This is a genomic window from Cellvibrio sp. PSBB006 (genome assembly GCF_002162135.1).
In the GTDB taxonomy this organism is placed as follows: domain Bacteria; phylum Pseudomonadota; class Gammaproteobacteria; order Pseudomonadales; family Cellvibrionaceae; genus Cellvibrio.
Map to the genome: position 1 here is coordinate 5,101,912 of NZ_CP021382.1, position 22,587 is coordinate 5,124,498.

Genomic DNA, 22,587 nt, shown 5'->3' on the forward strand with positions numbered 1-22,587 from the left:
ATGGTTAAAGTCAGACAAGACCACCCCATTGCCGCCGATGGCAATGTCGATATCGATGCCTGGATCGAGCGGATCAATGGCATCGATTCCCAGCCCGAAGCCACTCGAAAAGAATTGCGTAAAGCCTGCGAAGTCAGCCTGGCGGCGGCCAGCATTCACAGTGATTTCCAGCACAACTGGGGCGGGGACGCCAACTCTTTCCAAATTGGTCTGGAGATGGCGGAAATCCTCGCCGATTTGCAACTGGATCAGGACACGCTCGTCGCCGCCATCCTCTATCGCGCGGTGCGCGAAAACAAAATTCCCCTGGTTGATGTGCAACAACAGTTTGGCGATACCGTCGCCAAGTTGGTGAAAGGTGTGTTGCGCATGGCGGCGATCAGCTACCAGCGCAACGATAACGAAGAACGTATCCTCGGTCGCCAATCCCAGGAGCAGGCGGAAAATATCCGCAAGATGCTGGTGGCGATGGTTGATGACGTGCGTGTTGCCCTCATCAAACTGGCCGAGCGCACTTGTGCTATCCGGTCAGTCAAAACCGTTAGCGTTGAGCGTCGTCGGCAGGTCGCGCGGGAAGTAGCCGATGTCTACGCGCCCCTGGCTCATCGTCTGGGGATCGGCCATATCAAATGGGAATTGGAGGACTTGTCCTTCCGCTACCTGGAGCCGGAGGAATATAAACGCATCGCTCGCTTGCTGGATGAGCGGCGCATGGCGCGGCAGGAATACATCGACAATATGCTGGCGCTGCTGCGCTCGGAATTGTTGGCGGCTCATATCGATGGCGAAGTCACCGGGCGCGCGAAACATATCTACAGCATCTGGCGCAAGATGAAGCGCAAGGGCATCGATTTTTCCCAGGTTTACGATATCCGCGCGGTGCGCATCCTCGTGCCCACGGTGCGTGATTGCTACACGGTGTTGGGGATCGTCCACAGTCTCTGGCGCAACATCCCCCACGAATTTGATGACTATATTGCCTCACCCAAGGAGAACGGTTATCGCTCGCTGCACACGGCGGTGATGGGGCCGGAAAACAAGGTGCTGGAGATTCAGATTCGCACCCACACCATGCACGAAGAATCCGAATACGGTGTGTGCGCACACTGGCGCTACAAAGGCACCGACAAGGAAAACGTGCAGGACAGCTATGAGCAAAAAATTTCCTGGTTGCGTCAGGTTCTTGAATGGCACGACGAACTGGGCGGCGAGCCTCTGAAAGATGATTTGCGCAGCGTCAACCAGGATCGCATCTACGTCTTTACGCCAGAAGGTCACGTCGTTGATTTGCCTAAAACTGCCACGCCGCTGGACTTCGCCTACCGTATCCATACGGATGTGGGGCATCGCTGTCGCGGGGCCAAGGTAAACAACCGGATTGTGCCGCTCAACTATCACCTGAATAACGCAGACCAGGTGGAAATCCTGACCGGCAAGCGCGAAGCGCCGAGCCGCGATTGGTTGTCGCCGGCTTTGGGTTATGTGAACACCGCGCGGGCACGGGCCAAGGTGCAGCATTGGTTTAAGGTGCAGGCGCGCGATCAGAATATTGCGGAAGGTCAGGCACTGTTGGATCGGGAATTCAAACGCTTGGCGTTGCTCGATCTGGACTTTGAGGAGCTGGCCCAGCGTCTGCATTTCGCCAGTCTCGACGATCTTTACGCGGCGGTGGGCGCGAGCGATGTCGGTGTCGGTCAGGTACTTAATGCCGCGCAAAAACTCCTGGATCTGGCTAACCCGAAAGAGCCGGTCATTCCGTTTCGGGCCAAGTCGTCGCACAAGAAAAAAGAATCGGATTTTTATATTGAAGGTGTGGGCAATCTGCTGACCCAGATCGCCAACTGCTGCAACCCGGTGCCGGGCGATGCAATCACGGGTTACATTACCTTGGGCAAAGGCGTATCTATCCATCGCCAGGATTGCAGCAATGTACTGCAACTTCAGGCGGACGAACCGCAGCGCATCATCAAGGTGGAGTGGGGCTCCGCGCCGCAAAGTGCCTACTCGGTGGATATCATCATCGAAGCCTACGACCGCTATGGTTTGCTGCGCGATATTACGGCGCTGCTGGATAACGAGCGGATCAACATCAGTGCATTGCAAACCTTATCGGACAAACGCAAAAATACGGTGGATATGCTGATCACTGCCGAGATTCGCAGCATTAATGAGTTGAGCCGCATATTGACGCGCTTGAATCAATTACCCAACATCGCCTCGGCGCGCCGTAAACATTAATTTTTGTCACACTGGAATATGTAGGTCGAATTAGCGGCGCCATGCGCCGCGTAATCCGACACCACATTCGCTCAACATCCAACTCATCACTCAAAGGACTTCGCGTGAACCAACCGCAATACACTGTTGATGATCTGCTATACCTCATGGCCCGACTGCGCGATCCCGATACCGGTTGCCCCTGGGATATCAAACAGGATTACGCCAGCATCGCACCCTCCACCATTGAAGAAGCCTACGAAGTCGTCGACGCGATTGAGAAGCAGGATTTTGCTCATCTGAGCGAGGAGCTGGGCGATCTGTTGTTCCAGGTAATTTTCTATACCCGGATCGGCAAAGAAGAAGGTCGGTTTGATTTTGCCAGTGTCGTATCCGACCTGGTGGCCAAACTGGTGCGTCGACATCCCCACGTATTTCCTGACGGCACCTTGCACAGCAAAATCGATAATCGCCATACGTTGCCGGTGGATGTAAAAGCCCGTTGGGAAACCATCAAACAACAGGAGCGGGAAGCTAAAGGCAAAACTGGCTTGCTGGATGATGTGCCGGTCAATTTGCCGTCCCTCACGCGTGCGACCAAATTGCAAAAACGCGCGGCCTCAGTGGGTTTCGATTGGGATGATATTCAGGGGCCGATTGCCAAGGTACGCGAAGAACTGGTCGAAGTGGAAGATGCACTGGCGCAGCAGGATGCCCATGCGGTCGAAGAAGAGGTGGGCGATTTGCTGTTTGCGGTGGTGAATATTACCCGCTACCTCAAGATTGATGCCGAAGCCGCCCTGCGCGCGGCGAATCGCAAATTTGAACAGCGCTTCCAGTATATGGAGCAGCAGAGCGCTCGCCCCTTGGCGGAATCCTCAATGGATGACATGAATCGCCTGTGGGATGAAGCCAAGAAAATCGACTGACATACTTGTATCGCTTCGTATAAAAAAAAACCGATTCATAACTTTTTGTCTGGTGTGACCTACTTCAAAACCAGCTATGCTCTGAACATGCTCTTCGCGATGAAAAATGCGCAAGGTGGTCGTAACAGTCGTCGACTGGATGCTTCCGTCCGTAGAATAAATGCAGTCAGAGAGAGGTTAGCTTGGATCGGCGTGAAGTGCAGCCGGGATATGTGGATACCAGCCGGCAAACGGTAAAGATCCACATTTCAGAGCTGAAAATCGGTATGTACGTATCCAAACTCGATCGGGATTGGCTTGAGACGCCGTTTCTGATGCAAGGGTTTATCGTAGAAAGTCTGGATGATATCGACACCGTAGCCGAATACTCTGAATATATCTGGGTCGATGCCGTACAGGACACCTGGATACCACCGGAAGAGCGGGCCATCCTCGGCCCCAAACCCCAAGCCAAAATTACCTACATCAATAAAGTGTCTGCGGAGCAGGAACGCGCAGCTGCGGTCAGTGTGTATCGCGAAGCGCGCCGGCTCACCAAAACCCTGCTGGACGATGTACGCCTCGGCGGTGTCATCAATACTGAACAAGCCAAATCCACCGTAAAAGATTGTGTGCAAAGCGTGTTGCGCAATGCTGATGCTTTGCTGTGGATGTCGCGCATGCGTAACGAAGATGAGTACACATCGGAACACTGTTTGAACGTGTGTATTCTCGCCATCGCCTTTGGCCGCCACTTGGGCATGAGCGAACCGGAGCTGGAAAAACTCGGCTTGTGCGGTTTGCTGCATGATGTGGGCAAGATGCGCGTACCCCATGAAATATTGAATAAACCGGGTGAGTTGACGCCTAAAGAATTCAACATGATCAAAGCCCACACGGTGCACGGGCGGAATTTATTGATGTCGTCGCCCGGTATTTATCACGGTGCGGTGGACGTGGCTTACAGTCATCACGAACGTATTGATGGCAACGGGTATCCGCGCAAATTAAAAGCTTCGGGTATTTCCGATTTTGCGCGCATTATTGCCATCGTTGATGCATATGATGCGATGACGGCGGATCGCTGCTATTCCCGTTCTATTCCCAGTACGGATGCCTTGAAAAATATCTTCAAGGATCGCGGTACGCATTTTGATGAGCGGCTTGCGCTGGAGTTTATGAAGTGTGTCGGTTTGTATCCGCCGGGTAGTCTGGTGGAGTTGGTTAACGGTAGTGTGGGTATTGTGTTGGAAACCAATCACCGGTATCGCCATTTGCCGCGGGTGATTGTGGTGCATGATCAGAGTGGTAAGTTGGAGAAGGAGCAGGTGTTGAATCTTGCGGAGATTGAGCAGGGGAATCTTGATAAAAGTTTTTTGGTGAAACGCGCTTTGCGCGATGGTAGTCATGATGTTTTTATTCGGGATTATAAGGAGAAGGGGTTGGTGTTTAGGATTTGAGGGTTTTCATGTGATAGAAAAAGGTGCTTCGTAGTTCGTTTGGCATTAGGCCTTTTATTTTGAAAGCGCATGAATACATCCTTATAGCTCCCTCAAGTCGTCCTTGACTTGAGGGTTTCAAAATAAAAGGCCTAATACCAAACTTGTATTGTGCCAGCGTCAATTTTGTTAGAGTCAGCTCTCACTATAATCGCGATATTCAATCGCAGTGATGTTATAAATTTCTTCACCCTCGGGTTTGCGCAGCACAATTTCATCATCCAACTGTTTGCGTAACATGGCTTTGGCCAAGGGTGAGTCCATGCTGAGCTTTCGTTGGCTCACGTCGAATTCATCCGGGCCGACAATCTGCCATAGGTGTTCATTTCCGTCTTCATCTTCCAGCGTCACCCATGCACCGAAAAATACCCGGCTTTGATCTTCCGGTAAACGATCCACAACGGTTAATACTTCCAGGCGTTTGCTGAGAAAGCGCACGCGCGAGTCAATTTCGCGCAGGCGGCGTTTGCCGTAGATGTAGTCGCCGTTTTCAGAGCGGTCGCCGTTTTTTGCGGCTTCATGGACTGTCTGGGTTACTTGCGGGCGTTCAACTTTCCATAGATGGGTTAATTCATCTTTTAAACGCTTTGCGCCGGCAGCGGTGATATAGGCCGAGCCTTTGACTGATGGGGGACGCCAACGACCCATGATGCTCAGTGCTCCAGATGGGTAATGTGAATGGGAGAAATGGATTCTGCTAACGCGAAGCCAAAGATCTTGCTGTAAAAAAATAATTCTGCTTCGATGGCCCGCTGGATATTGTGTGCCTGGCGAAAGCCGTGGGCTTCTTCGGGGAAGGTGATGTAGGCGTTGGGAATGCCTTTTGCGGTGAGTGCCTTGACCATGGCTTCGGCCTGGTTGGGTGGTACCACCTTGTCTTGTAAGCCTTGTAAAAAAATGACCGGGCACTGTAATTGATCGATGTGACACAGTGGGGAGCGTGCGAGGTATAGCGCTTTTTCTTCGGGGTAGGTGCCGATTAAATTATCGAGATAACGGGCTTCGAATTTATGTGTATCCTGCGTCAGTGTTTCTAGGTTGCCAATGCCGTAAAGGCTCGCGCCTGCGGTAAAACGTTTACTGAAGGTTAGTGCGGCCAATACCGTGTAACCGCCGGCACTGCTACCGCGAATGGCCAATTTATTTTTATCCACTAAGCCTTGGGTAATTAAAAAATCGGCACCGCTGCAGACATCAATCACATCGGTTACGCCCCAGTTGTGTTTTAACCGGTCGCGGTATTGGCGGCCATAGCCGGTGCTGCCGCGATAGTTTACGTCGAGCACCGCAAATCCGCGGCTGGTCCAAAACTGGATTTTGAGATTCAGTGTTGAAGACGTTGCCGCTGTCGGGCCACCGTGGCACATCACAATCAATGGTGGTTTTGATTCGGCAGGCGCGATGAATTCCGGGTTGTGCGGGGGGTAATAAAAACCGTGCGCAATTTCCTGATCCTGGGTTGGAAAACTCACGGCCTGGGGGTCGGACAAATAAGCAATGTCGGGTGTTTGCTGTGCGCTTTGTGCCAGGGGCGTTAGTGATTCGTTCGCATGATCGTAAACATACAGCTGCGTGCTGCGTTGCGGATTTCCGCCGAGCAACAATGCTTTGCCTGCGCAGCAGTGGATGGCGGAAATGTCGGTTAAGTCGCAAGGAATACTACAAAGGTTTTGGGTCGGCAAATCCAGATATGCTAAATGCCAGCGACCCTGTTGGCTGTAACAACACAAAAGTGTATCGGCGTTAAGAAAGCCAAAAGTCGACATGCCGAAGACCCAGCGTGGTGTGGCAAACTCCGCTTCCATTTCGTACAGCGCCTGGAGTTCTGTGCTGTCGTTTTTTTGCGCCGCCCAACGATAGATATTCCACCAATTATTTTTATCGGAGACCAGAAAGAGATCTCCTTCAGGAGACCATTCCGGTAGAAAGATAGATTCTTTTTCGCTGCCGGCAATTTTTTTGCTCGTGCTCAGTGTATTGTCATCGGTGAAATCCGCGATAAAACATTCGGTACCGTCCCACGGCATTTGTGGGTGTTGCCACGACAGCCACGACAGGCTTGTGCCGCCTGGACTCAGGCGCGGGTTGCTATAAAAATCTGCACCGCTGACCAGCAATCTGACTTCCAGAGACGCATCCAGTGATAAAGCGACAATCGCACTGACGGGTTCCTGTCCGGGTTGCGAATGGTCTTCGCGCACGCAAATTAATTGCTGGCGTTGTTCATCCACACAAAAATCGGCATAACAATATTGTCCTTCCGGACTGAGCGGTTGCAGTGTGTGATGGGCGGTGTCCAGGCGGTATACGCGTTGGTCAGCATCCAGCATCAGATAAACAAAGTCCCTATGAACCGTGTAATTACCTCCGCCATATTCATAGGCGCGTGTGCGCACACTGGCGGGGGCTGGTAACAGATCTTCGCGCACACCATCACGCAAGCGGACCAGCGCATTGCGCCCTTTTTCCTGCGGACGGGATTCCAGCCAATAAATTACCTCACCGTCAAAACGCGGTTCGTTCAGCTGCACGGTTTTTTCAGTCAGCGACGCGGCGCTGATGGGTGATGCCCAACTGCCGTAGGCGGCGGTTAACGGTGTCTGTTTCATAAACAAAGCCTGCTCGTGAAGTTGCCGGCATTGTGCCTGTGCTTGATCGGGGACTTCAACCGCCGGTTTTTATTCCGTGTGGATTCGGGTTTAATGGCGTCATTCACACGTGGACTTCATCTATGGTTTTTACCCCCGCTGCCTTGCATCAACACTTGCCTTCAAATGTCAGGCGTTTGTGGGTAGCGCTGAGTGGTGGGTTGGATTCGGTGGTGCTCTTGCATGCCTTGGTGCAACTCAAACTGCCGACGCCTGTCACCGCACTACACGTGAACCACCAGATTTCGCCCCATGCGGCTGAATGGCAAGAACACTGTGCCGCATTGTGTTCTGCATGGGGTGTTGAATACATTACGCAAACCGTCGTGGTTGAGCACAGCGGTCGCGGTTTGGAAGAGGCGGCGCGCACGGCGCGTTACGCCGTCTTTGAGGCTCATGTGCGTGAAGGTGATTGGTTACTGACAGCGCATCATGCGGATGACCAAGCCGAAACCCTGCTGCTGCGTTTACTGCGTGGCAGCGGCCCGCGCGGATTGGCAGCCATGGCGCGGCAGCGTCCATTGGGGCAGGGAACGATCCTGCGCCCGCTGCTGGATGTTAAACGTAGTGAACTGGATTCTTACGCTATCGCGCATCAACTGACCTGGGTTGAAGACGAAAGTAATACCGACACGCACTACGATCGCAATTATCTTCGACAAAAAGTCATGCCGTCGCTGGCCTTGCGCTGGCCCGACTATACCCGCCGCTGGCAACAGAGCGCGCAAGCCTGTGCCGAAAGTGAACAGTTATTACAAGAGTTGGCCGCTGAGGATCTGGAGCGTGCCGCGCCGCGTTTGGAGCGACAAGGCTGTAGTGTGGCGCTCGCGGTTTTACGCGAAATGTCGGTTGCGCGTCGCCATAATCTGTTGCGTTACTGGTTTCGCCAGCAATGCTATGCGGCACCGGAACTTGTCCATCTGCAGCAGATTGATGTCCAGTTGATTTATGGGCGCGCTGATGCCGAGGGTGAAGTGCGCTGGGGAGATGTGGCGGTGCAGCGGTTTCGGGAGCGGTTATACGTCATGCGATCGCTGGCGTTAACACCGATGCAGGAACAGTCCCACCCTGGCCTATGGCAGTTAATCAACAAAACCGAGGCGTGTTGTTTGTCGGCAAACGCATGGCTGACGTTTGAGTATTGTTCCTCAGCGACGCCGGCATCTTGCCTGCGCGCCGACATTACCCAGGTTGAACTTCGTTGGCGCACCGGTGGTGAACGCTGCCGACCCGCCGGTCGCGCGCACTCACAAACCCTGAAAAAGCTGCTACAGGAACACGGGTTGGAACCCTGGTGGCGCGAGCGAGTGCCGCTGGTCTATGTCGATGGTCAATTGGCAGCGGTGGGGGATCTATGGGTTTGTGCCGATTTTGTGGCCCTACCCGGCGCGCCGGGTTACCGTTTGCAATGGCACATTCGCTGAAACGGCCGGCAGCTTTCCGTTGAGGCAATCCCGGCTTTCTGGTAGTCTGGCGCCCCGTCCTGAAAGGTAAAGGTCAGCCCCCCTGGTTGACTTGCCCACGCATCTGCACTGCATCATTCAATTTCTACAAGGCTTCAAATGACACGCTATATATTCGTCACAGGCGGTGTTGTATCGTCTCTCGGTAAGGGCATTGCTTCAGCTTCTTTGGCTGCCATACTCGAATCCCGTGGTCTGAAAGTGACCATCATGAAACTCGACCCTTACATCAATGTGGACCCGGGCACCATGAGCCCCTTCCAGCATGGTGAGGTATTTGTCACCGAAGACGGTGCGGAAACCGACCTGGATTTGGGCCACTACGAACGTTTTATTCGCACCAAGATGACTCGCCGCAATAACTTCACTACCGGTCGGGTTTATGAGACGGTGCTGCGCAAAGAGCGTCGCGGTGATTATCTCGGCGGTACGGTGCAGGTTATTCCTCACATTACCGATGAAATCAAACGCCGTATCGTTGAAGGTGGTCGCGATGTGGATGTGGCGCTGGTGGAGATCGGCGGCACCGTCGGCGACATCGAATCGCAACCATTTCTCGAAGCCGTGCGTCAGTTAAAAGTTGAACTGGGCCCGCAACATTCCTTATTAATTCATTTGACGTTGGTGCCTTACATCGCCACCGCTGGTGAAACGAAAACCAAACCTACCCAACATTCGGTAAAAGAACTGCGCTCCATTGGTTTGCAACCGGACGTGCTGCTGTGTCGTTCTGAAAAACTGGTGGATGAAGATTCCCGCCGCAAGATCGCGCTCTTTACCAACGTTGCTGAACGCGCTGTTGTACCACTGCCCGACGCCAACACTATTTATGCCATTCCCCGTTTGTTGAACGAATTCGGCCTTGATCAAATTGTTGTGGATCAGTTCGGCCTGAATTGTCCGCCCGCTGATCTGAGCGAATGGGATCGCGTTGTGGACGGCAAGCTGAATCCTGAACACACCGTGACCATTGCTATGGTCGGCAAATACATGGATCTGCTCGATGCTTACAAATCCCTGAACGAAGCGTTAACCCATGCGGGTATTCACGCGCGTACCAAAGTGAATGTGAATTACATTGATGCAGAGCGCGTTGAAAATGAAGGCGTGGGTATTCTGAAGGATGCCGATGCGATCCTCGTGCCCGGCGGTTTCGGTGAACGCGGTGTAGAAGGCAAATTAATGGCCGTACAATACGCTCGTGAAAACAAAGTGCCTTACTTGGGGATTTGCCTGGGGATGCAATCGGTCGTGATTGAATTCGCGCGCAATGTGTTGGGCTTAAAGGGCGCCAACTCCACCGAGTTTGACAAAAACAGTCCACACCCCGTGATTGGCTTGATCACCGAATGGATCACCGCCGACGGCGCGGTGGAAAAGCGCGATGAAAGTTCTGACCTGGGTGGCACCATGCGTCTGGGTGCCCAGGAATGTCGTCTGGTCAGCGGGTCAAAAGCGCGCGACATTTACGGGGCAGACGTGATTGTTGAGCGTCACCGTCATCGTTATGAAGTGAACAACAATTATGTTGATCAATTGCAAAAAGCCGGTTTGCGCATCGGCGGTTGGTCGGCGGATGACACCCTGGTTGAAGTGGTGGAGTTGCCGGATCACCCCTGGTTTGTGGCCTGTCAGTTCCACCCGGAATTTACCTCGACGCCACGTGATGGACACCCCTTGTTCAGCAGCTTTGTCAACGCGGCTGTGGCGAATAAAAAATCCTGAGTCGCTCAGCGATTGGAGAAGAGTGTGACAGCAAAAACAGTACAGATCGGTAAGCTCAACGTCGGCAACACCTTGCCGTTTGTGTTATTCGGCGGCATGAATGTGCTTGAGTCGCGCGATATGGCGATGCAGGTTGCTGAAGCTTATGTGAACGTAACGCAAAAATTGGGCATTCCCTACGTCTTCAAAGCCTCTTTCGATAAAGCTAACCGTTCATCCATTCATTCCTATCGCGGTCCCGGTATGGAAGAGGGTTTAAAGATTTTTCAGGAAATCAAACAAACCTTTGATATTCCGGTGATTACCGATGTGCATGAAATTTACCAGTGTCAGCCAGTAGCGGATGTCTGCGATGTCATTCAATTGCCCGCGTTCCTGGCGCGTCAAACTGACCTGGTCATGGCCATGGCGAAAACCAATGCGGTTATTAACATTAAAAAGCCGCAGTTTTTAAGCCCGGGTCAAATGAAAAATATCGTGGAAAAATTCCGTGAGTGTGGCAACGATAAAATTATTTTATGTGACCGTGGCACCAACTTTGGTTATGACAACCTGGTGGTGGATATGCTGGGTTTTCGCACCATGCGCGAGGTCAGTGATAATGCGCCAGTGATCTTTGATGTGACGCACTCCCTGCAATGCCGTGATCCTATGGGTGCTGCATCCAGCGGTCGTCGACACCAGGTGGCCGAGCTGGCTCGTGCGGGTATGGCGGTGGGCCTTGCCGGTTTATTTCTGGAAGCGCATCCCGACCCGGATAACGCCAAATGCGATGGCCCCAGTGCACTGCCATTGGACAAGCTGGAACCTTTCCTTGCGCAAATGAAAGCGCTTGATGATCTGGTAAAACACTTTCCTCCCCTGGACATCAAGTAATCTATTAATTTTTTAAAGAGAAACATTGGAGTAACCATGAGCAAGATAGTCGACATTAAAGCGTTTGAAGTATTGGATAGCCGCGGCAACCCCACGGTCATGGCGGAAGTCATTCTGGAGAGCGGTGCAACAGGTTCAGCTTGTGCACCCTCCGGCGCTTCAACCGGTTCTCGCGAAGCCCTGGAACTGCGCGATGGCGACAAGTCCCGCTATATGGGTAAAGGTGTGTTGAAAGCGGTTGATAACATCAACAGCACCATCAAAGGTTTGCTGGTGGGGATGGATGCACTGAACCAACGCGCATTGGATGACGCCATGCTTAAAGCTGATGGTACTGACAATAAATCAGTACTCGGCGCTAACGCCATTCTGGCGGTATCTCTCGCAGCAGCAAAAGCGGCAGCGATTGCTAAAAACGTACCGCTCTATGCTCACATCGCTGACCTGAACGGCACCCCCGGTAAATACTCCATGCCAGTGCCGATGATGAACATCATCAACGGTGGTGAGCACGCCGACAACAACGTCGACATCCAGGAATTCATGGTGCAGCCAGTCGGTGCAAAAACCTTTGCCGAAGCCCTGCGCATGGGCGCAGAAATTTTCCACAACCTGAAAAAAATCCTGCACGACAAAGGGTTGAATACTGCTGTAGGTGATGAGGGTGGTTTTGCGCCCAACCTGCCCTCTAACGAAGAAGCTCTGAAAGTAATCGCCGAAGCGGTGGAAAAAGCCGGTTACAAATTGGGTGACAATGTGACGCTGGCACTGGATTGTGCGGCGTCTGAATTCTACAAAGACGGCAAATACGATCTGGCTGGTGAAGGTAAAGTGTTCAGCTCCACCGAGTTCTCTGATTACCTGGCAGACCTCGCCAACAAATACCCGATTATCTCCATCGAAGACGGCAAAGACGAAAGCGATTGGGACGGCTGGGCTGACCTGACCAACAAGATCGGTAACAAGGTGCAATTGGTTGGTGATGACTTGTTCGTGACCAATACCAAAATCCTGAAAGAAGGTATCGATAAAAAGATCGCTAACTCTATCCTGATTAAATTTAACCAGATCGGTTCGCTGTCTGAAACTCTGGATGCCATCAAGATGGCCCAGGATGCCGGTTACACTGCTGTGATTTCTCACCGCTCCGGTGAAACCGAAGACACTACCATCGCCGATCTGGCCGTGGCTACCGCTGCCGGCCAAATCAAAACCGGTTCATTGTGTCGTTCTGACCGCGTATCCAAGTACAACCGTCTGCTGCGTATTGAAGCCGAATTGGGTGCCGCTGCAGCTTACAAAGGTCGAGCAGAGTTCAAGGCATAAGTTGTTCCTTGTTATACAAAACGGGCCCTCAGTGGCCCGTTTTTGTTTTCTACTTAACATGTCGATCATCAGCGGGTGCTATTCCCCGCCACAATTGTGTAAGATTGCCGATCATCACTCATGAGCAACTGACGCCATTATGAAATGGATGCTGGGTATTTTGATCATTCTGCTGGCTGCACTACAGTATCGTCTGTGGATCAGCGAAGGTAGCCTTGCCGATGTCAATCGACTGGAGCGGGAGATCAAGATACAACAAGCGGATAATAGTCGGTTACGCGAACGCAACCGGATTCTTGCGGTTGAGGTTGAAGACCTGAAAACCGGCCTCGACAGTGTGGAAGAGCGCGCGCGTAATGACATCGGTATGATCAAAAAAGACGAGACATTTTTTATGATTCTCGAACCCCGACAGTAGTCCGGTCAGCCCTTGCTTAACCACTCCATGGCTCACTCAGATACCTCACCGCGTTATTGGATTATCGTACCGGCTGCCGGTGTCGGTAGCCGTATGGGCGCGGCGATACCAAAGCAGTATTTAACCCTGTCAGGTAAAACAATCCTCGAACACACGCTTGAGCGGCTGCTCTGTTTGCCCACGGTATCCGGCTTGCTGGTTGCTGTCAGTCCGACGGATAACAACTGGCCGCAGTTGCCGATCAGTTCTGACCCACGCATTACCCGTGTCGACGGTGGCGCTGAGCGCAGCGATTCAGTTTTGAATGCATTAAATACGTTGGCGGAACAGGCGCACGCCGAAGACTGGGTGCTGGTGCACGATGCCGCGCGACCTTGTATCACGCTTTCGCTTGTTCAAACCTTGTGCGCGGAATTGGCAGAAGATCCGGTGGGAGGCATTTTGGCGGTGCCGGTCAGCGATACCATCAAGCGGGTCGATGTAAACGGGACTATTATTGCTACCATGGATCGTCGCGAGCTTTGGCAAGCACAAACGCCACAACTGTTTCGTTACGGTTTATTGCGCGCATCACTCGCCAGCGCGCTGGCAAGCGGACAAGCCATCACCGACGAGGCATCCGCACTGGAAGCCAATGGTCATTCCCATCGCGTTGTTGAAGGTCGCGCAGATAACATCAAGATTACCCGACCGGAAGACCTGGCATTGGCGCACACTATCTTGCAGCAACAGGAAGATACAATATGAGAATCGGGCATGGCTACGATGTTCACGCCTTCGGTGTCGGTGACAAGATTGTTATTGGCGGAGTAGTAATTCCTCACCATCACGGCTTGGTTGCACACTCAGATGGCGATGTACTTTTACACGCATTAAGTGATGCGTTATTAGGCGCGGCAGCCTTGGGCGATATAGGCAAACATTTTCCCGATACCGATATGCAATACCGCAATGCGGACAGCCGCGCATTACTGCGCATGGTTTACAGCAAAGTAAAAGCCAATGGCTGGTGCCTGGAAAATGCGGATATGACTATCGTTGCCCAGGCGCCGCGCATGGCGAATTATATTCCTCACATGGTCGGCCATGTGGCAGAAGATTTACAGTGTCAACTGAACCAGATCAATATTAAAGCTACCACGACAGAGCGTTTGGGTTTTACCGGACGCGAAGAAGGCATTGCCGCGTATGCTGTTGTGTTGCTGACCAAGCTGTGATGCCAGTCGTGAAAAGGATATTCCACCATGCCCATTATCCATTCTGAATTTCGTTCTCCCTGGTGGATGCCCGGCGGGCATATGCAAACCTTGATGCCGGTCATTATGCGACCTCTGTCGTCGTCAACAAATATTCGTTTTATCGATCTCCCGGATGGTGACCAACTCGCCGCCGATTTTTATACAGCGGATATTTCCGCCGACCAGCCGCGTAAATTATTGATCGCCACCCACGGTTTGGAAGGCAGTTCGCGTCAACCTTATGTATTGGGTATTTGTCACGCGGCGCGGAAGAGCGGTTTTGATGTGCTCGCCTGGAACCTGCGCGGTTGTGGAGAAACTGATAACCGTCTGGCCAAGTTGTATTACTCCGGTTGCAGCGAAGATCTTGACGCGATGGTGGTCTGGGCTGAACAACAAGGTTACCGTGAAATTTATTTAGCAGGCTATTCACTTGGTGGCAATATCCTACTGAAATGGTTGGGTGAACAAGGTGATAAAGCGCAAGCGCGCGGCGTTCGTTGTGCTGCAACGGCATCGGTACCGGTTGATTTGGCCGGTTGTGTGCAAACCCTGGATCACTGGAGCAAAATGATTTATCGACTGCGTTTTGTCGGTGATATGAAAAAGCGCTTGCGTCGTAAAGCTAAAAAATTTCCCGGCACTATTGATCTTTCTGTACTCGACAAGATAAATACTCTGCGCGATTACGACCATTATGTTTCTGCGCCACTGAATGGTTTTGCCAGTGCGGAAGATCTATATGCTCGTTGCAGTGCAAAATATTTCCTACACAACATTGCTGTACCCACGTTATTGGTTAATGCGCAAAATGATCCATTTTTAAATGCGGCATGTTATCCGCTGGTCGAAGCACAACATCATTCACTGCTCACACTCGAATTGACCAGGACCGGTGGCCACGTCGGTTATTTAAGTCATGCTGGCGATTGGTGGATGGATCGGCGGTTTTTACATTACTTCGCTCAATACTGATATTCACTTTCTTCTTAAGAGTTTTACTGCGTTATGTCTGCACAATTTCCGTTGGATTTTCCCTGTGCGTTCGGTTCACCGACACACGTCGGTGATTTTCGTTTACTGCCGGAGGACTTCCAGGTGGATGAAGTCCTGGGCTTTGAGCCGCAGGAGGAGGGTGAACATGTGTATTTGCATATTCGCAAGCGCGGTGAGAATACTGCCTGGGTTGCGGAGCAGATTGCACATTTGGCACAGGTCAGCATCAATGATGTGGGTTATGGTGGACGTAAAGACCGGCATGCCGTTACCACACAATGGTTCAGTGTTTATTTACCCAAGGGACAGGAACCTGATTGGCAATTGTTGAATAGTGATTCGGTACAACTTCTCGCGCGGCATCGACATTCGCGCAAACTGCGTCGCGGCGATCACGAGGAAAATAAATTTGTCATTCGGCTGCGCAATGTTCAGGCCGCCGCGGTGAGCGATACTGAACAGCGCCTGCAACTTATCAGTGCCCAAGGTGTACCCAATTATTTCGGTGAACAACGCTTCGGTCATCAAGGTAATAATTTAGTGTTGGCGCAACAGCTTTTTGCCGGCAAAGCGATTCGCGATAAACAAAAACGTGGTCTGGTGTTGTCGGCAGCGCGCTCGTATTTATTTAATCTGGTTGTGGCCGCTCGGGTGCAGGAAAGCAATTGGTCTATGCTGTTGTCAGGTGATCCTGAAGCTGCGCCCAGTGGCCCGCTCTGGGGGCGTGGCCGGCTGACCAGTTCATCGGCAACCTTGGCGGTGGAGCAGGAAGCACTAAAGGATTGGACTGAGTGGTGTAATGCACTGGAGCATGTCGGCCTGCATCAGGAGCGTCGGCCTTTGGTATTGCGTCCTCAAGCGTTGAGCTGGCATTGGGAAGATGGTGTGACCGCACAGCATCTGGTGATCAGTTTTGCGCTCGGGAGCGGTGAATTTGCGACGGCGCTATTGCGCGAAATTTTAGTGCTGCAATCCGCTCCGACGAACCTTGTTGGGGCTGCCGAGGGAAAACCTGAAGCGCAGTGAGAGTATGGTATAGTTGGCCAATTTTGGGGTGGCTGCTGTGGTAGCCAGATAACAATGAACCCGTCAGCTAAAGAACCGGGTACAGAAAAAGGTGAGGGCTGAGCGTGAGCAGTTTGATCTTCGAGGGCATTGGTATGACCTCGCAACGCACCCGTGAACGTTTGATACAACGCCTGAGTGAACAGGGCGTTACCAACATCCGCGTCCTGGACGTCATTCGCAACACACCACGCCATATCTTTCTGGATGAAGCCCTCTCTCACCGCGCCTATGAAGATACCGCGCTACCCATCGGCTACGGCCAAACGCTTTCCCAACCTTACATAGTGGCGCGTATGACGGAAATCCTGTTGGGAGCCAGCGGCGGTAAACTTGAAAAGGTTTTGGAAGTAGGTACGGGGTCCGGGTATCAAACTACCATCCTCGCGCAATTGGTCGGTCAGGTTTTTAGCGTGGAACGTATCAAACCCCTACAAGACAAAGCGCGTGATCGACTGCGCCAATTGGGTTTGCGCAATGTTCAGCTTAAACATGCCGATGGGGGATATGGTTGGCCAGAGATGGGGCCTTATGATGGCATACTCAGCACAGCGGCGCCCCGGGCGGTTCCCGATGAGTTACTTGCCCAGTTGGCACCTAACGGCGTTTTAGTGATTCCCGTGGGGGGGCAAGAGCAGGAATTGCATCTGGTGATGCGTGATGGCGATACCGATAAATTTGTTACGCAGAAGCTGGAACCGGTCAAATTTGTCCCACTTTTATCTGGCACGACTCGCTGAGGTTAGAGATGGCGCATCTAATAACATGTGTAAAAATTTTCACCAGAGAATCGGGTTTTTAGAGCTTAACTTCGGAAAAACAGGAAAAATGACCCTTTTTATGTCTCACTGAGTAATAAAAAGTTAGATATTTTTATAATAAGTTTTTTTTATTAAGTTCTAAAATTAATAAAGGCGATTAAAAATTAACCTGCCGGACTGAGTTTTTGTATGCTACAGCGGTACCACAAAAAGCCGTTAATCTTTGGTCGCTTGATCGCTATATCGATCATGTTCCTGGGTTTGCTTGCCTGTGGCTCCCCTCAACCGGCCCAGGTGGTAGATCGTGTTCAGCCACCGAGCCGAAAAATCCAGAATCCGGCCGCACATCACGTCAGCCGCGGAGAAACCCTTTTTTCTATTGCCTGGCGCTATGGATTGGATTACCGGCAACTAGCAAATCACAATAGAATCAATCCGCCATATACCATCTATCCCGGTCAGAAGATCCGCCTTGATGTGGGTGTTGCAGCGCCCGCTACACCTCGTGCAACGGCGGTAGTTCCCCGACCTAAAGCCGCTCCGGTGAGTCAGCCACCACGTGCAACCCCGGCACGACCAACGACAGCAACTCGTTCGGAAAATAAAACACCGAAAACAACTTCAACATCGCAGCCGCCGCTGTTAACTGGCACGCCCAAATGGCAGTGGCCTGTCCAGGGCAGAGTGCTTTCCGGATTTCATGGCAATAATGGCCTCAACAAGGGTATTGATATCGGCGGCAATTTGGGACAGCCTGTGCTTGCAGCAGCCTCGGGACAGATCGTGTACGCAGGAAGCGGACTGCGCGGTTACGGTAAATTGCTCATCATTAAACACAATGAAACCTACCTGAGTGCCTATGCACACAACCATCATTTGTTGGTAAAGGAAGGCGATGTGGTTAAAGCCGGGCAAAAAATTGCCGATATGGGTTCAAGCGGTACCGACAGGGTAAAACTTCATTTTGAGATACGTCGCGAAGGCACTCCGGTAGATCCCATGAAATACCTGCCCAAGCGTTAAAATGAATCCACCCTGTTCAGGCGTAAGCCGACCACCGTTGCTAAACGGGAAGTACAAGGTGCAGCTTGTGTACGCTGGAAAAACAGGCAACGAAAGCCAACCAGCAAACTGAAATAAGGGGCTAAAAAATGACTACAGAAAATAGGGAATCCAACACATACGATCGTGATGATGTGTTCCTTGCGCAAGATATCGATTTTGAAGAAAACGATATCCTGTTAGCAGATAACGACGATGATGACGATCTTCCCAAGCCTGTCCCACGTGTTGCCAGCGAGCGAATCGTTGACGACAAATTCAACAAAACACTTGATGCTACCCAAATTTATTTAAACGAAATTGGTTTCTCTCCGCTGTTGAGCGCGGAAGAAGAAGTCTATTTTGCGCGCAAGGCTCTCAAAGGCGATGACGCGGCACGTAAACGCATGATTGAAAGTAATCTGCGGTTGGTCGTGAAGATTTCCCGCCGTTATGTTAATCGTGGCCTTGCGTTACTGGATTTGATTGAAGAAGGCAATCTGGGTCTGATTCGCGCCGTGGAAAAATTTGATCCGGAGCGCGGATTCCGTTTCTCAACTTATGCTACCTGGTGGATTCGCCAGACTATCGAACGCGCCATCATGAATCAGACGCGCACGATTCGCCTGCCGATTCATGTCGTAAAAGAACTGAATATTTATCTGCGCGCAGCACGTGAGCTGGCGCAAAAGCTGGATCACGAACCAACCCCTGAAGAAATCGCTAATCTCCTGGAAAAACCGGTCTCTGATGTGGAGCGTATGCTCGGATTGAACGAGCGGGTTACCTCCGTTGATACACCGGTGGGTGCTTCATCTGACCGTACCATTGTCGATACCATTGCCGACACTCATGTTTCCGATCCTGCTGCACTCTTGCAAGACAGTGACCTCACCGCCAGTCTGGATGGTTGGCTGGAAGAACTGACTGAAAAACAACGTGAAGTTCTGGCGCGCCGGTTCGGACTGCGGGGTCACGAAGTGAGTACCCTGGAGGAGGTCGGACATGAAATTGGTTTGACGCGTGAGCGTGTACGTCAGATTCAGGTTGAAGCCTTGAAACGCCTGCGTGACATCATGGAGAAACAGGGCTTGAACAGCGAGGCTTTGTTCAGCGCATAAAACACTCCAGGCAATAAATAAAAAGGCAGCTCAGGCTGCCTTTTTATTTTGGCCGATGATGTATCGACAAGGTGTCCGGATTTTTAAAAGCGGCTATCGCAAGCGAAAAGACAGGCAGAAAAAAACCGCGCATTGCGCGGTTTTTTGTTTTCGGAATCAACGTTCCAGGTGCTGCAATTTACCGGGCACGCCATCCCATTCTTCGGCGTCGGGCAGGGCGTCTTTCATCTCGGTGATGTTGGGCCACACTTCCGCCAACTCGGCATTCAATTCCAGAAATACCGCTTGGTCTTCGGGTAACTCATCTTCAGAGAAGATGGCGTCAACCGGACATTCAGGTTCACATAGCGCACAGTCGATACATTCATCCGGGTGGATCACCAAAAAATTGGGGCCTTCGTAGAAGCAATCTACAGGACAAACTTCCACACAATCAGTGTGCTTACACTTAATGCAATTTTCCCCAACTACAAAAGTCATAGGTGACTCCACAAATTACCGTTTTCAAAAGAGCGGCCATTTTAAACACCCTTTGGGTATTTTGGTAGGCTTTTACTTATCACTAAAATTGATGAGCTTCTTCACATGAGAATGATTATTTTTTAGTGTTAAGGCAGCGCCAGCCTTACTTCCCCTTATTCAAAATCTCCTTCAGTCGATACAGTTGTTCCAGCGCCTCGCGGGGTGACAAATTGTCGGGATTAATTTTCTTTAATGCTTCAACCGTCGGGTCGGGCATGGCATCAAATAAACCGCCTTGTAAAGGCGCGCCTGCTTGTGCCGTGGCAGAGGATTGTTCCTGAGTATCATGAGTAGTTTTGGCGGGTTGATGAGGATGCTCGCCTTGTTCCAGAAGATGTAATTGGTCCTGCGCCTGACGCAAAACCGATGTGGGGATGCCTGCCAGCTTGGCAACCTGTAGGCCATAACTCTTGCTAGCGGGGCCTTCCTGTACTTTATGCAGGAAGACAATGTTGTCGTTGTGCTCGGTCGCGTTCAGATGAACGTTGGCGATGCCAGGAATAGCATCCGGCAAGCTGGTAATCTCAAAATAATGCGTCGCGAAAAGTGTGTATGCACGTAATTGTTCTGCCAGATGTCGCGCACAGGCCCACGCCAGGGCGAGGCCGTCAAAGGTACTGGTACCGCGTCCAATCTCATCCATGAGTACCAGGCTGCGGTCAGTTGCATTGTGCAGGATGTTAGCGGTTTCGGTCATCTCCACCATGAAGGTCGAGCGCCCGCCGGCAAGGTCATCCGAAGAACCGATACGGGTGAAGATACGGTCTACAACTCCGATTTCAGCCGCCTGCGCAGGGACAAAACTGCCGATATGGGCCAGCAGTACAATCAGTGCCGCTTGCCGCATATAGGTTGATTTACCGCCCATGTTTGGACCGGTGATGATCAGCATATGGCGGTCGCCATGGAATACCAGGTCATTGGGTACAAAAGGCGCGCTGGTTACCTGCTCCACGACCGGGTGACGGCCGCCCTGGATATGAATGCCGGGCTCAGCCTTGAGGGTTGGACGGCTAAATCCCAGGCTATCGGCGCGTTCAGCCAGAGTGGTGATGACATCCAGCTCTGATACGGCGGCAGCGGAGTCCTGCAAGGGCAGCAATTGCTCATTCAGAATATCCAGCAGCTCTTCATAAAGTGCTTTCTCACGCGCCAGGGCACGGCTTTTGGCGGAGAGGGCTTTATCCTCAAATTCTTTTAGTTCTGGTGTGATGTAGCGTTCAGCATTTTTGAGTGTCTGGCGACGAATGTAATCGGAGGGTGCCTTGTCCGACTGTGCACTGGTGAGTTCAATGAAATAACCATGCACCCGGTTGTACCCGACTTTCAAGGTTGGAATACCGGTACGCTCGCGCTCTCGCCTTTCCAGTTCAACCAGATAATCCCCGGCGTTGGTGCTGATGTTGCGCAGATCGTCCAGTTCGGCATCATAACCCGGTGCGATAACGCCGCCTTCGCGGATAACAACCGGCGGGTTTTCAATGATTGCTCGTGTAAGCAGATCCACTAGTTCAGGAAAAGTACCGATCTGGCGAACCAATTGTTGCAGATGCGGTGACTGCGCCCCACTTAGTTCGCTTTGCAACTCCGGATAGGTCGCCAGGGACATCATCAGACGTGACAAATCCCTCGGACGGGATGAGCGCAGGGCCAGCCGACCAAGGATGCGCTCCATATCGCCGACCCGCTTGAGAATGCCATGGACTAACTCAAAGCCATAATTCTGTTGCAGCTCGGCGATAGCTGCCTGACGGGCGAGCAAGGTAGATAGGTCGCGTAGCGGGCGATTAAGCCAGCGTCGCAGCAAACGGCTGCCCATGCTAGTTGCTGCGCAATTAAGAACTGAAAATAGCGTATGTTCATCGCCGCCGTTGAGGTTGGTATCCAGCTCCAGGTTGCGTCGTGTGGCGGCGTCCATGATGACTGCCTCATCACGATTCTCATGAGCAAGGCTGCGTACGTGAGGCAGGGCGGTGCGCTGGGTTTCGCGGGCATAACTCAGCAGGCAACCGGCAGCGGCAATAGCCACCTGGAGATGATCACAGCCGAAGCCGGCAAGGTCCTGGGTGCCGAACTGTTGAATGAGTAAGCGCTGCGCTGTTTCTAGCTCGAATTCCCAGGGGCCGCGTCGGCGCAAGCCTTTGCGGTTTTCGGTCAGTTCGGGCAGGGAGAGATGATCGCTGATCAACAGTTCGGCTGGATTCAGGCGTTGCAGCTCACCTAACACCGAATCCACGCCTTCCACCTCCAGAACCAGAAAGCGGCCACTCGCCATATCCAGCGAGGCAATACCAAAAGTATCCAAATGCTGGTGTACCGCGACCAGCAGATTATCGCGGCGCGAGTCCAACAGCGCTTCGTCGCTGACGGTTCCCGGGGTGACAATTCGCACGACCTTACGCTCTACCGGGCCTTTGCTGGTGGCGGGATCACCGATCTGTTCGCAGATCGCCACTGATACGCCCGCCCGGACCAGTTTGGCCAGGTAGCCATCAGCAGCGTGAAAGGGAATGCCAGCCATGGGAATGGGCTCCCCATTGGACTTACCGCGCGCGGTCAGGGTCACATCCAGCAAATCGGCAGCCTTCTTCGCATCATCAAAAAACAACTCATAGAAATCACCCATACGGTAAAACACCAGTTCGTGGGGGTGTTGCGCTTTGATGCGCAGATATTGCTGCATCATGGGCGTTTGTGATGAAAGATCTTGGGTCGATATGGTCATAGGATGTGTTGTATCAGCAGAAGAAAATGAATGGCTGC

Annotated in this window: 19 protein-coding genes; 15 read left to right on the forward strand and 4 right to left on the reverse strand. The window is 52.1% G+C overall.

Annotation, left to right across the window (positions count from 1 at the left end):
• From relA to CBR65_RS21275, 3 genes are all read left to right on the forward strand, one after another.
• On the forward strand, positions 1 to 2,238 hold the full coding sequence (relA, locus tag CBR65_RS21265) for a GTP diphosphokinase (RefSeq protein WP_087468720.1): 2,238 nt from the start codon (positions 1 to 3) through the stop codon (positions 2,236 to 2,238).
• 104 nt (positions 2,239 to 2,342) lie between these two features.
• Positions 2,343 to 3,146 (forward strand): nucleoside triphosphate pyrophosphohydrolase, encoded by an 804-nt coding sequence (gene mazG / locus CBR65_RS21270; RefSeq protein WP_255377172.1) that lies wholly within the window; start codon positions 2,343 to 2,345, stop codon positions 3,144 to 3,146.
• Between the two features lie 212 nt (positions 3,147 to 3,358).
• On the forward strand, positions 3,359 to 4,585 hold the full coding sequence (locus CBR65_RS21275) for an HD-GYP domain-containing protein (RefSeq protein ID WP_369825670.1): 1,227 nt from the start codon (positions 3,359 to 3,361) through the stop codon (positions 4,583 to 4,585).
• A 174-nt stretch (positions 4,586 to 4,759) separates the two neighbouring features.
• Here the strand turns inward: CBR65_RS21275 and greB are convergent, their stop codons facing one another.
• Positions 4,760 to 5,272 carry a transcription elongation factor GreB gene (gene greB, locus CBR65_RS21280; RefSeq protein WP_087468723.1) on the reverse strand — a complete coding sequence of 171 codons (513 nt, stop codon included), beginning with the start codon at positions 5,270 to 5,272 and terminating at the stop codon, positions 4,760 to 4,762.
• Positions 5,273 to 5,277: 5 nt separating this feature from the next.
• Complete coding sequence (locus CBR65_RS21285; protein ID WP_087468724.1) at positions 5,278 to 7,233, reverse strand: S9 family peptidase; 1,956 nt, start codon at positions 7,231 to 7,233, stop codon at positions 5,278 to 5,280.
• A gap of 122 nt (positions 7,234 to 7,355) precedes the next feature.
• On the opposite strand from CBR65_RS21285, the gene tilS reads away from it, so the two are divergent.
• The 12 genes from tilS (at position 7,356) to rpoS (ending at position 19,302) form a co-directional block, all read left to right on the forward strand.
• Positions 7,356 to 8,696: a tRNA lysidine(34) synthetase TilS gene (gene tilS, locus CBR65_RS21290; RefSeq protein WP_087468725.1), complete on the forward strand. Its 1,341-nt coding sequence runs from the start codon at positions 7,356 to 7,358 to the stop codon at positions 8,694 to 8,696.
• Positions 8,697 to 8,834: 138 nt separating this feature from the next.
• A complete protein-coding gene (locus CBR65_RS21295) occupies positions 8,835 to 10,460 on the forward strand; it encodes a CTP synthase (RefSeq protein WP_087468726.1) in 1,626 nt (541 codons plus the stop codon).
• 24 nt (positions 10,461 to 10,484) lie between these two features.
• The gene (gene kdsA, locus CBR65_RS21300) at positions 10,485 to 11,336 is read left to right on the forward strand and encodes a 3-deoxy-8-phosphooctulonate synthase (RefSeq protein WP_087468727.1); all 852 of its coding nucleotides are present in this window, start codon (positions 10,485 to 10,487) and stop codon (positions 11,334 to 11,336) included.
• Positions 11,337 to 11,372: 36 nt separating this feature from the next.
• Positions 11,373 to 12,662 (forward strand): phosphopyruvate hydratase, encoded by a 1,290-nt coding sequence (gene eno / locus CBR65_RS21305; protein ID WP_087468728.1) that lies wholly within the window; start codon positions 11,373 to 11,375, stop codon positions 12,660 to 12,662.
• Between the two features lie 139 nt (positions 12,663 to 12,801).
• A complete protein-coding gene (gene ftsB / locus CBR65_RS21310) occupies positions 12,802 to 13,080 on the forward strand; it encodes a cell division protein FtsB (protein ID WP_087468729.1) in 279 nt (92 codons plus the stop codon).
• Positions 13,081 to 13,107: 27 nt separating this feature from the next.
• The gene (gene ispD, locus CBR65_RS21315) at positions 13,108 to 13,827 is read left to right on the forward strand and encodes a 2-C-methyl-D-erythritol 4-phosphate cytidylyltransferase (protein WP_087468730.1); all 720 of its coding nucleotides are present in this window, start codon (positions 13,108 to 13,110) and stop codon (positions 13,825 to 13,827) included.
• Positions 13,824 to 14,297, forward strand: coding sequence for a 2-C-methyl-D-erythritol 2,4-cyclodiphosphate synthase (ispF, locus tag CBR65_RS21320; RefSeq protein ID WP_087468731.1), 474 nt, complete (start codon positions 13,824 to 13,826; stop codon positions 14,295 to 14,297). The genes ispD and ispF overlap by 4 nt, the downstream gene beginning before the upstream one ends.
• A gap of 27 nt (positions 14,298 to 14,324) precedes the next feature.
• Positions 14,325 to 15,293 carry a YheT family hydrolase gene (locus tag CBR65_RS21325; protein ID WP_087468732.1) on the forward strand — a complete coding sequence of 323 codons (969 nt, stop codon included), beginning with the start codon at positions 14,325 to 14,327 and terminating at the stop codon, positions 15,291 to 15,293.
• 33 nt (positions 15,294 to 15,326) lie between these two features.
• Positions 15,327 to 16,340, forward strand: coding sequence for a tRNA pseudouridine(13) synthase TruD (gene truD, locus CBR65_RS21330; protein WP_087468733.1), 1,014 nt, complete (start codon positions 15,327 to 15,329; stop codon positions 16,338 to 16,340).
• Between the two features lie 134 nt (positions 16,341 to 16,474).
• The gene (locus tag CBR65_RS21335) at positions 16,475 to 17,119 is read left to right on the forward strand and encodes a protein-L-isoaspartate(D-aspartate) O-methyltransferase (protein WP_087469207.1); all 645 of its coding nucleotides are present in this window, start codon (positions 16,475 to 16,477) and stop codon (positions 17,117 to 17,119) included.
• A gap of 210 nt (positions 17,120 to 17,329) precedes the next feature.
• A complete protein-coding gene (locus tag CBR65_RS21340; RefSeq protein WP_198300836.1) occupies positions 17,330 to 18,163 on the forward strand; it encodes a peptidoglycan DD-metalloendopeptidase family protein in 834 nt (277 codons plus the stop codon).
• 128 nt (positions 18,164 to 18,291) lie between these two features.
• On the forward strand, positions 18,292 to 19,302 hold the full coding sequence (gene rpoS, locus CBR65_RS21345; RefSeq protein WP_087468734.1) for an RNA polymerase sigma factor RpoS: 1,011 nt from the start codon (positions 18,292 to 18,294) through the stop codon (positions 19,300 to 19,302).
• A 156-nt stretch (positions 19,303 to 19,458) separates the two neighbouring features.
• On the opposite strand, the gene fdxA is transcribed toward rpoS, so the two are convergent.
• Both fdxA and mutS read right to left on the reverse strand, forming a co-directional pair.
• On the reverse strand, positions 19,459 to 19,782 hold the full coding sequence (fdxA, locus tag CBR65_RS21350; protein ID WP_087468735.1) for a ferredoxin FdxA: 324 nt from the start codon (positions 19,780 to 19,782) through the stop codon (positions 19,459 to 19,461).
• 145 nt (positions 19,783 to 19,927) lie between these two features.
• Positions 19,928 to 22,549: a DNA mismatch repair protein MutS gene (mutS, locus tag CBR65_RS21355; protein WP_087468736.1), complete on the reverse strand. Its 2,622-nt coding sequence runs from the start codon at positions 22,547 to 22,549 to the stop codon at positions 19,928 to 19,930.
• Positions 22,550 to 22,587: the final 38 nt, after the last annotated feature.

What these genes read in the sequence shown, in the direction of transcription:
- relA (WP_087468720.1), top strand. Translation starts at nt 1, where the DNA reads ATGGTTAAAGTCAGACAAGACCACCCCATTGCCGCCGATGGCAATGTC.
- greB (WP_087468723.1), bottom strand. Translation starts at nt 5,272, where the DNA reads ATGGGTCGTTGGCGTCCCCCATCAGTCAAAGGCTCGGCCTATATCACC.
- CBR65_RS21285 (WP_087468724.1), bottom strand. Translation starts at nt 7,233, where the DNA reads ATGAAACAGACACCGTTAACCGCCGCCTACGGCAGTTGGGCATCACCC.
- tilS (WP_087468725.1), top strand. Translation starts at nt 7,356, where the DNA reads ATGGTTTTTACCCCCGCTGCCTTGCATCAACACTTGCCTTCAAATGTC.
- CBR65_RS21295 (WP_087468726.1), top strand. Translation starts at nt 8,835, where the DNA reads ATGACACGCTATATATTCGTCACAGGCGGTGTTGTATCGTCTCTCGGT.
- eno (WP_087468728.1), top strand. Translation starts at nt 11,373, where the DNA reads ATGAGCAAGATAGTCGACATTAAAGCGTTTGAAGTATTGGATAGCCGC.
- ftsB (WP_087468729.1), top strand. Translation starts at nt 12,802, where the DNA reads ATGAAATGGATGCTGGGTATTTTGATCATTCTGCTGGCTGCACTACAG.
- ispD (WP_087468730.1), top strand. Translation starts at nt 13,108, where the DNA reads ATGGCTCACTCAGATACCTCACCGCGTTATTGGATTATCGTACCGGCT.
- ispF (WP_087468731.1), top strand. Translation starts at nt 13,824, where the DNA reads ATGAGAATCGGGCATGGCTACGATGTTCACGCCTTCGGTGTCGGTGAC.
- CBR65_RS21325 (WP_087468732.1), top strand. Translation starts at nt 14,325, where the DNA reads ATGCCCATTATCCATTCTGAATTTCGTTCTCCCTGGTGGATGCCCGGC.
- truD (WP_087468733.1), top strand. Translation starts at nt 15,327, where the DNA reads ATGTCTGCACAATTTCCGTTGGATTTTCCCTGTGCGTTCGGTTCACCG.
- CBR65_RS21335 (WP_087469207.1), top strand. Translation starts at nt 16,475, where the DNA reads ATGACCTCGCAACGCACCCGTGAACGTTTGATACAACGCCTGAGTGAA.
- CBR65_RS21340 (WP_198300836.1), top strand. Translation starts at nt 17,330, where the DNA reads ATGCTACAGCGGTACCACAAAAAGCCGTTAATCTTTGGTCGCTTGATC.
- rpoS (WP_087468734.1), top strand. Translation starts at nt 18,292, where the DNA reads ATGACTACAGAAAATAGGGAATCCAACACATACGATCGTGATGATGTG.
- fdxA (WP_087468735.1), bottom strand. Translation starts at nt 19,782, where the DNA reads ATGACTTTTGTAGTTGGGGAAAATTGCATTAAGTGTAAGCACACTGAT.
- mutS (WP_087468736.1), bottom strand. Translation starts at nt 22,549, where the DNA reads ATGACCATATCGACCCAAGATCTTTCATCACAAACGCCCATGATGCAG.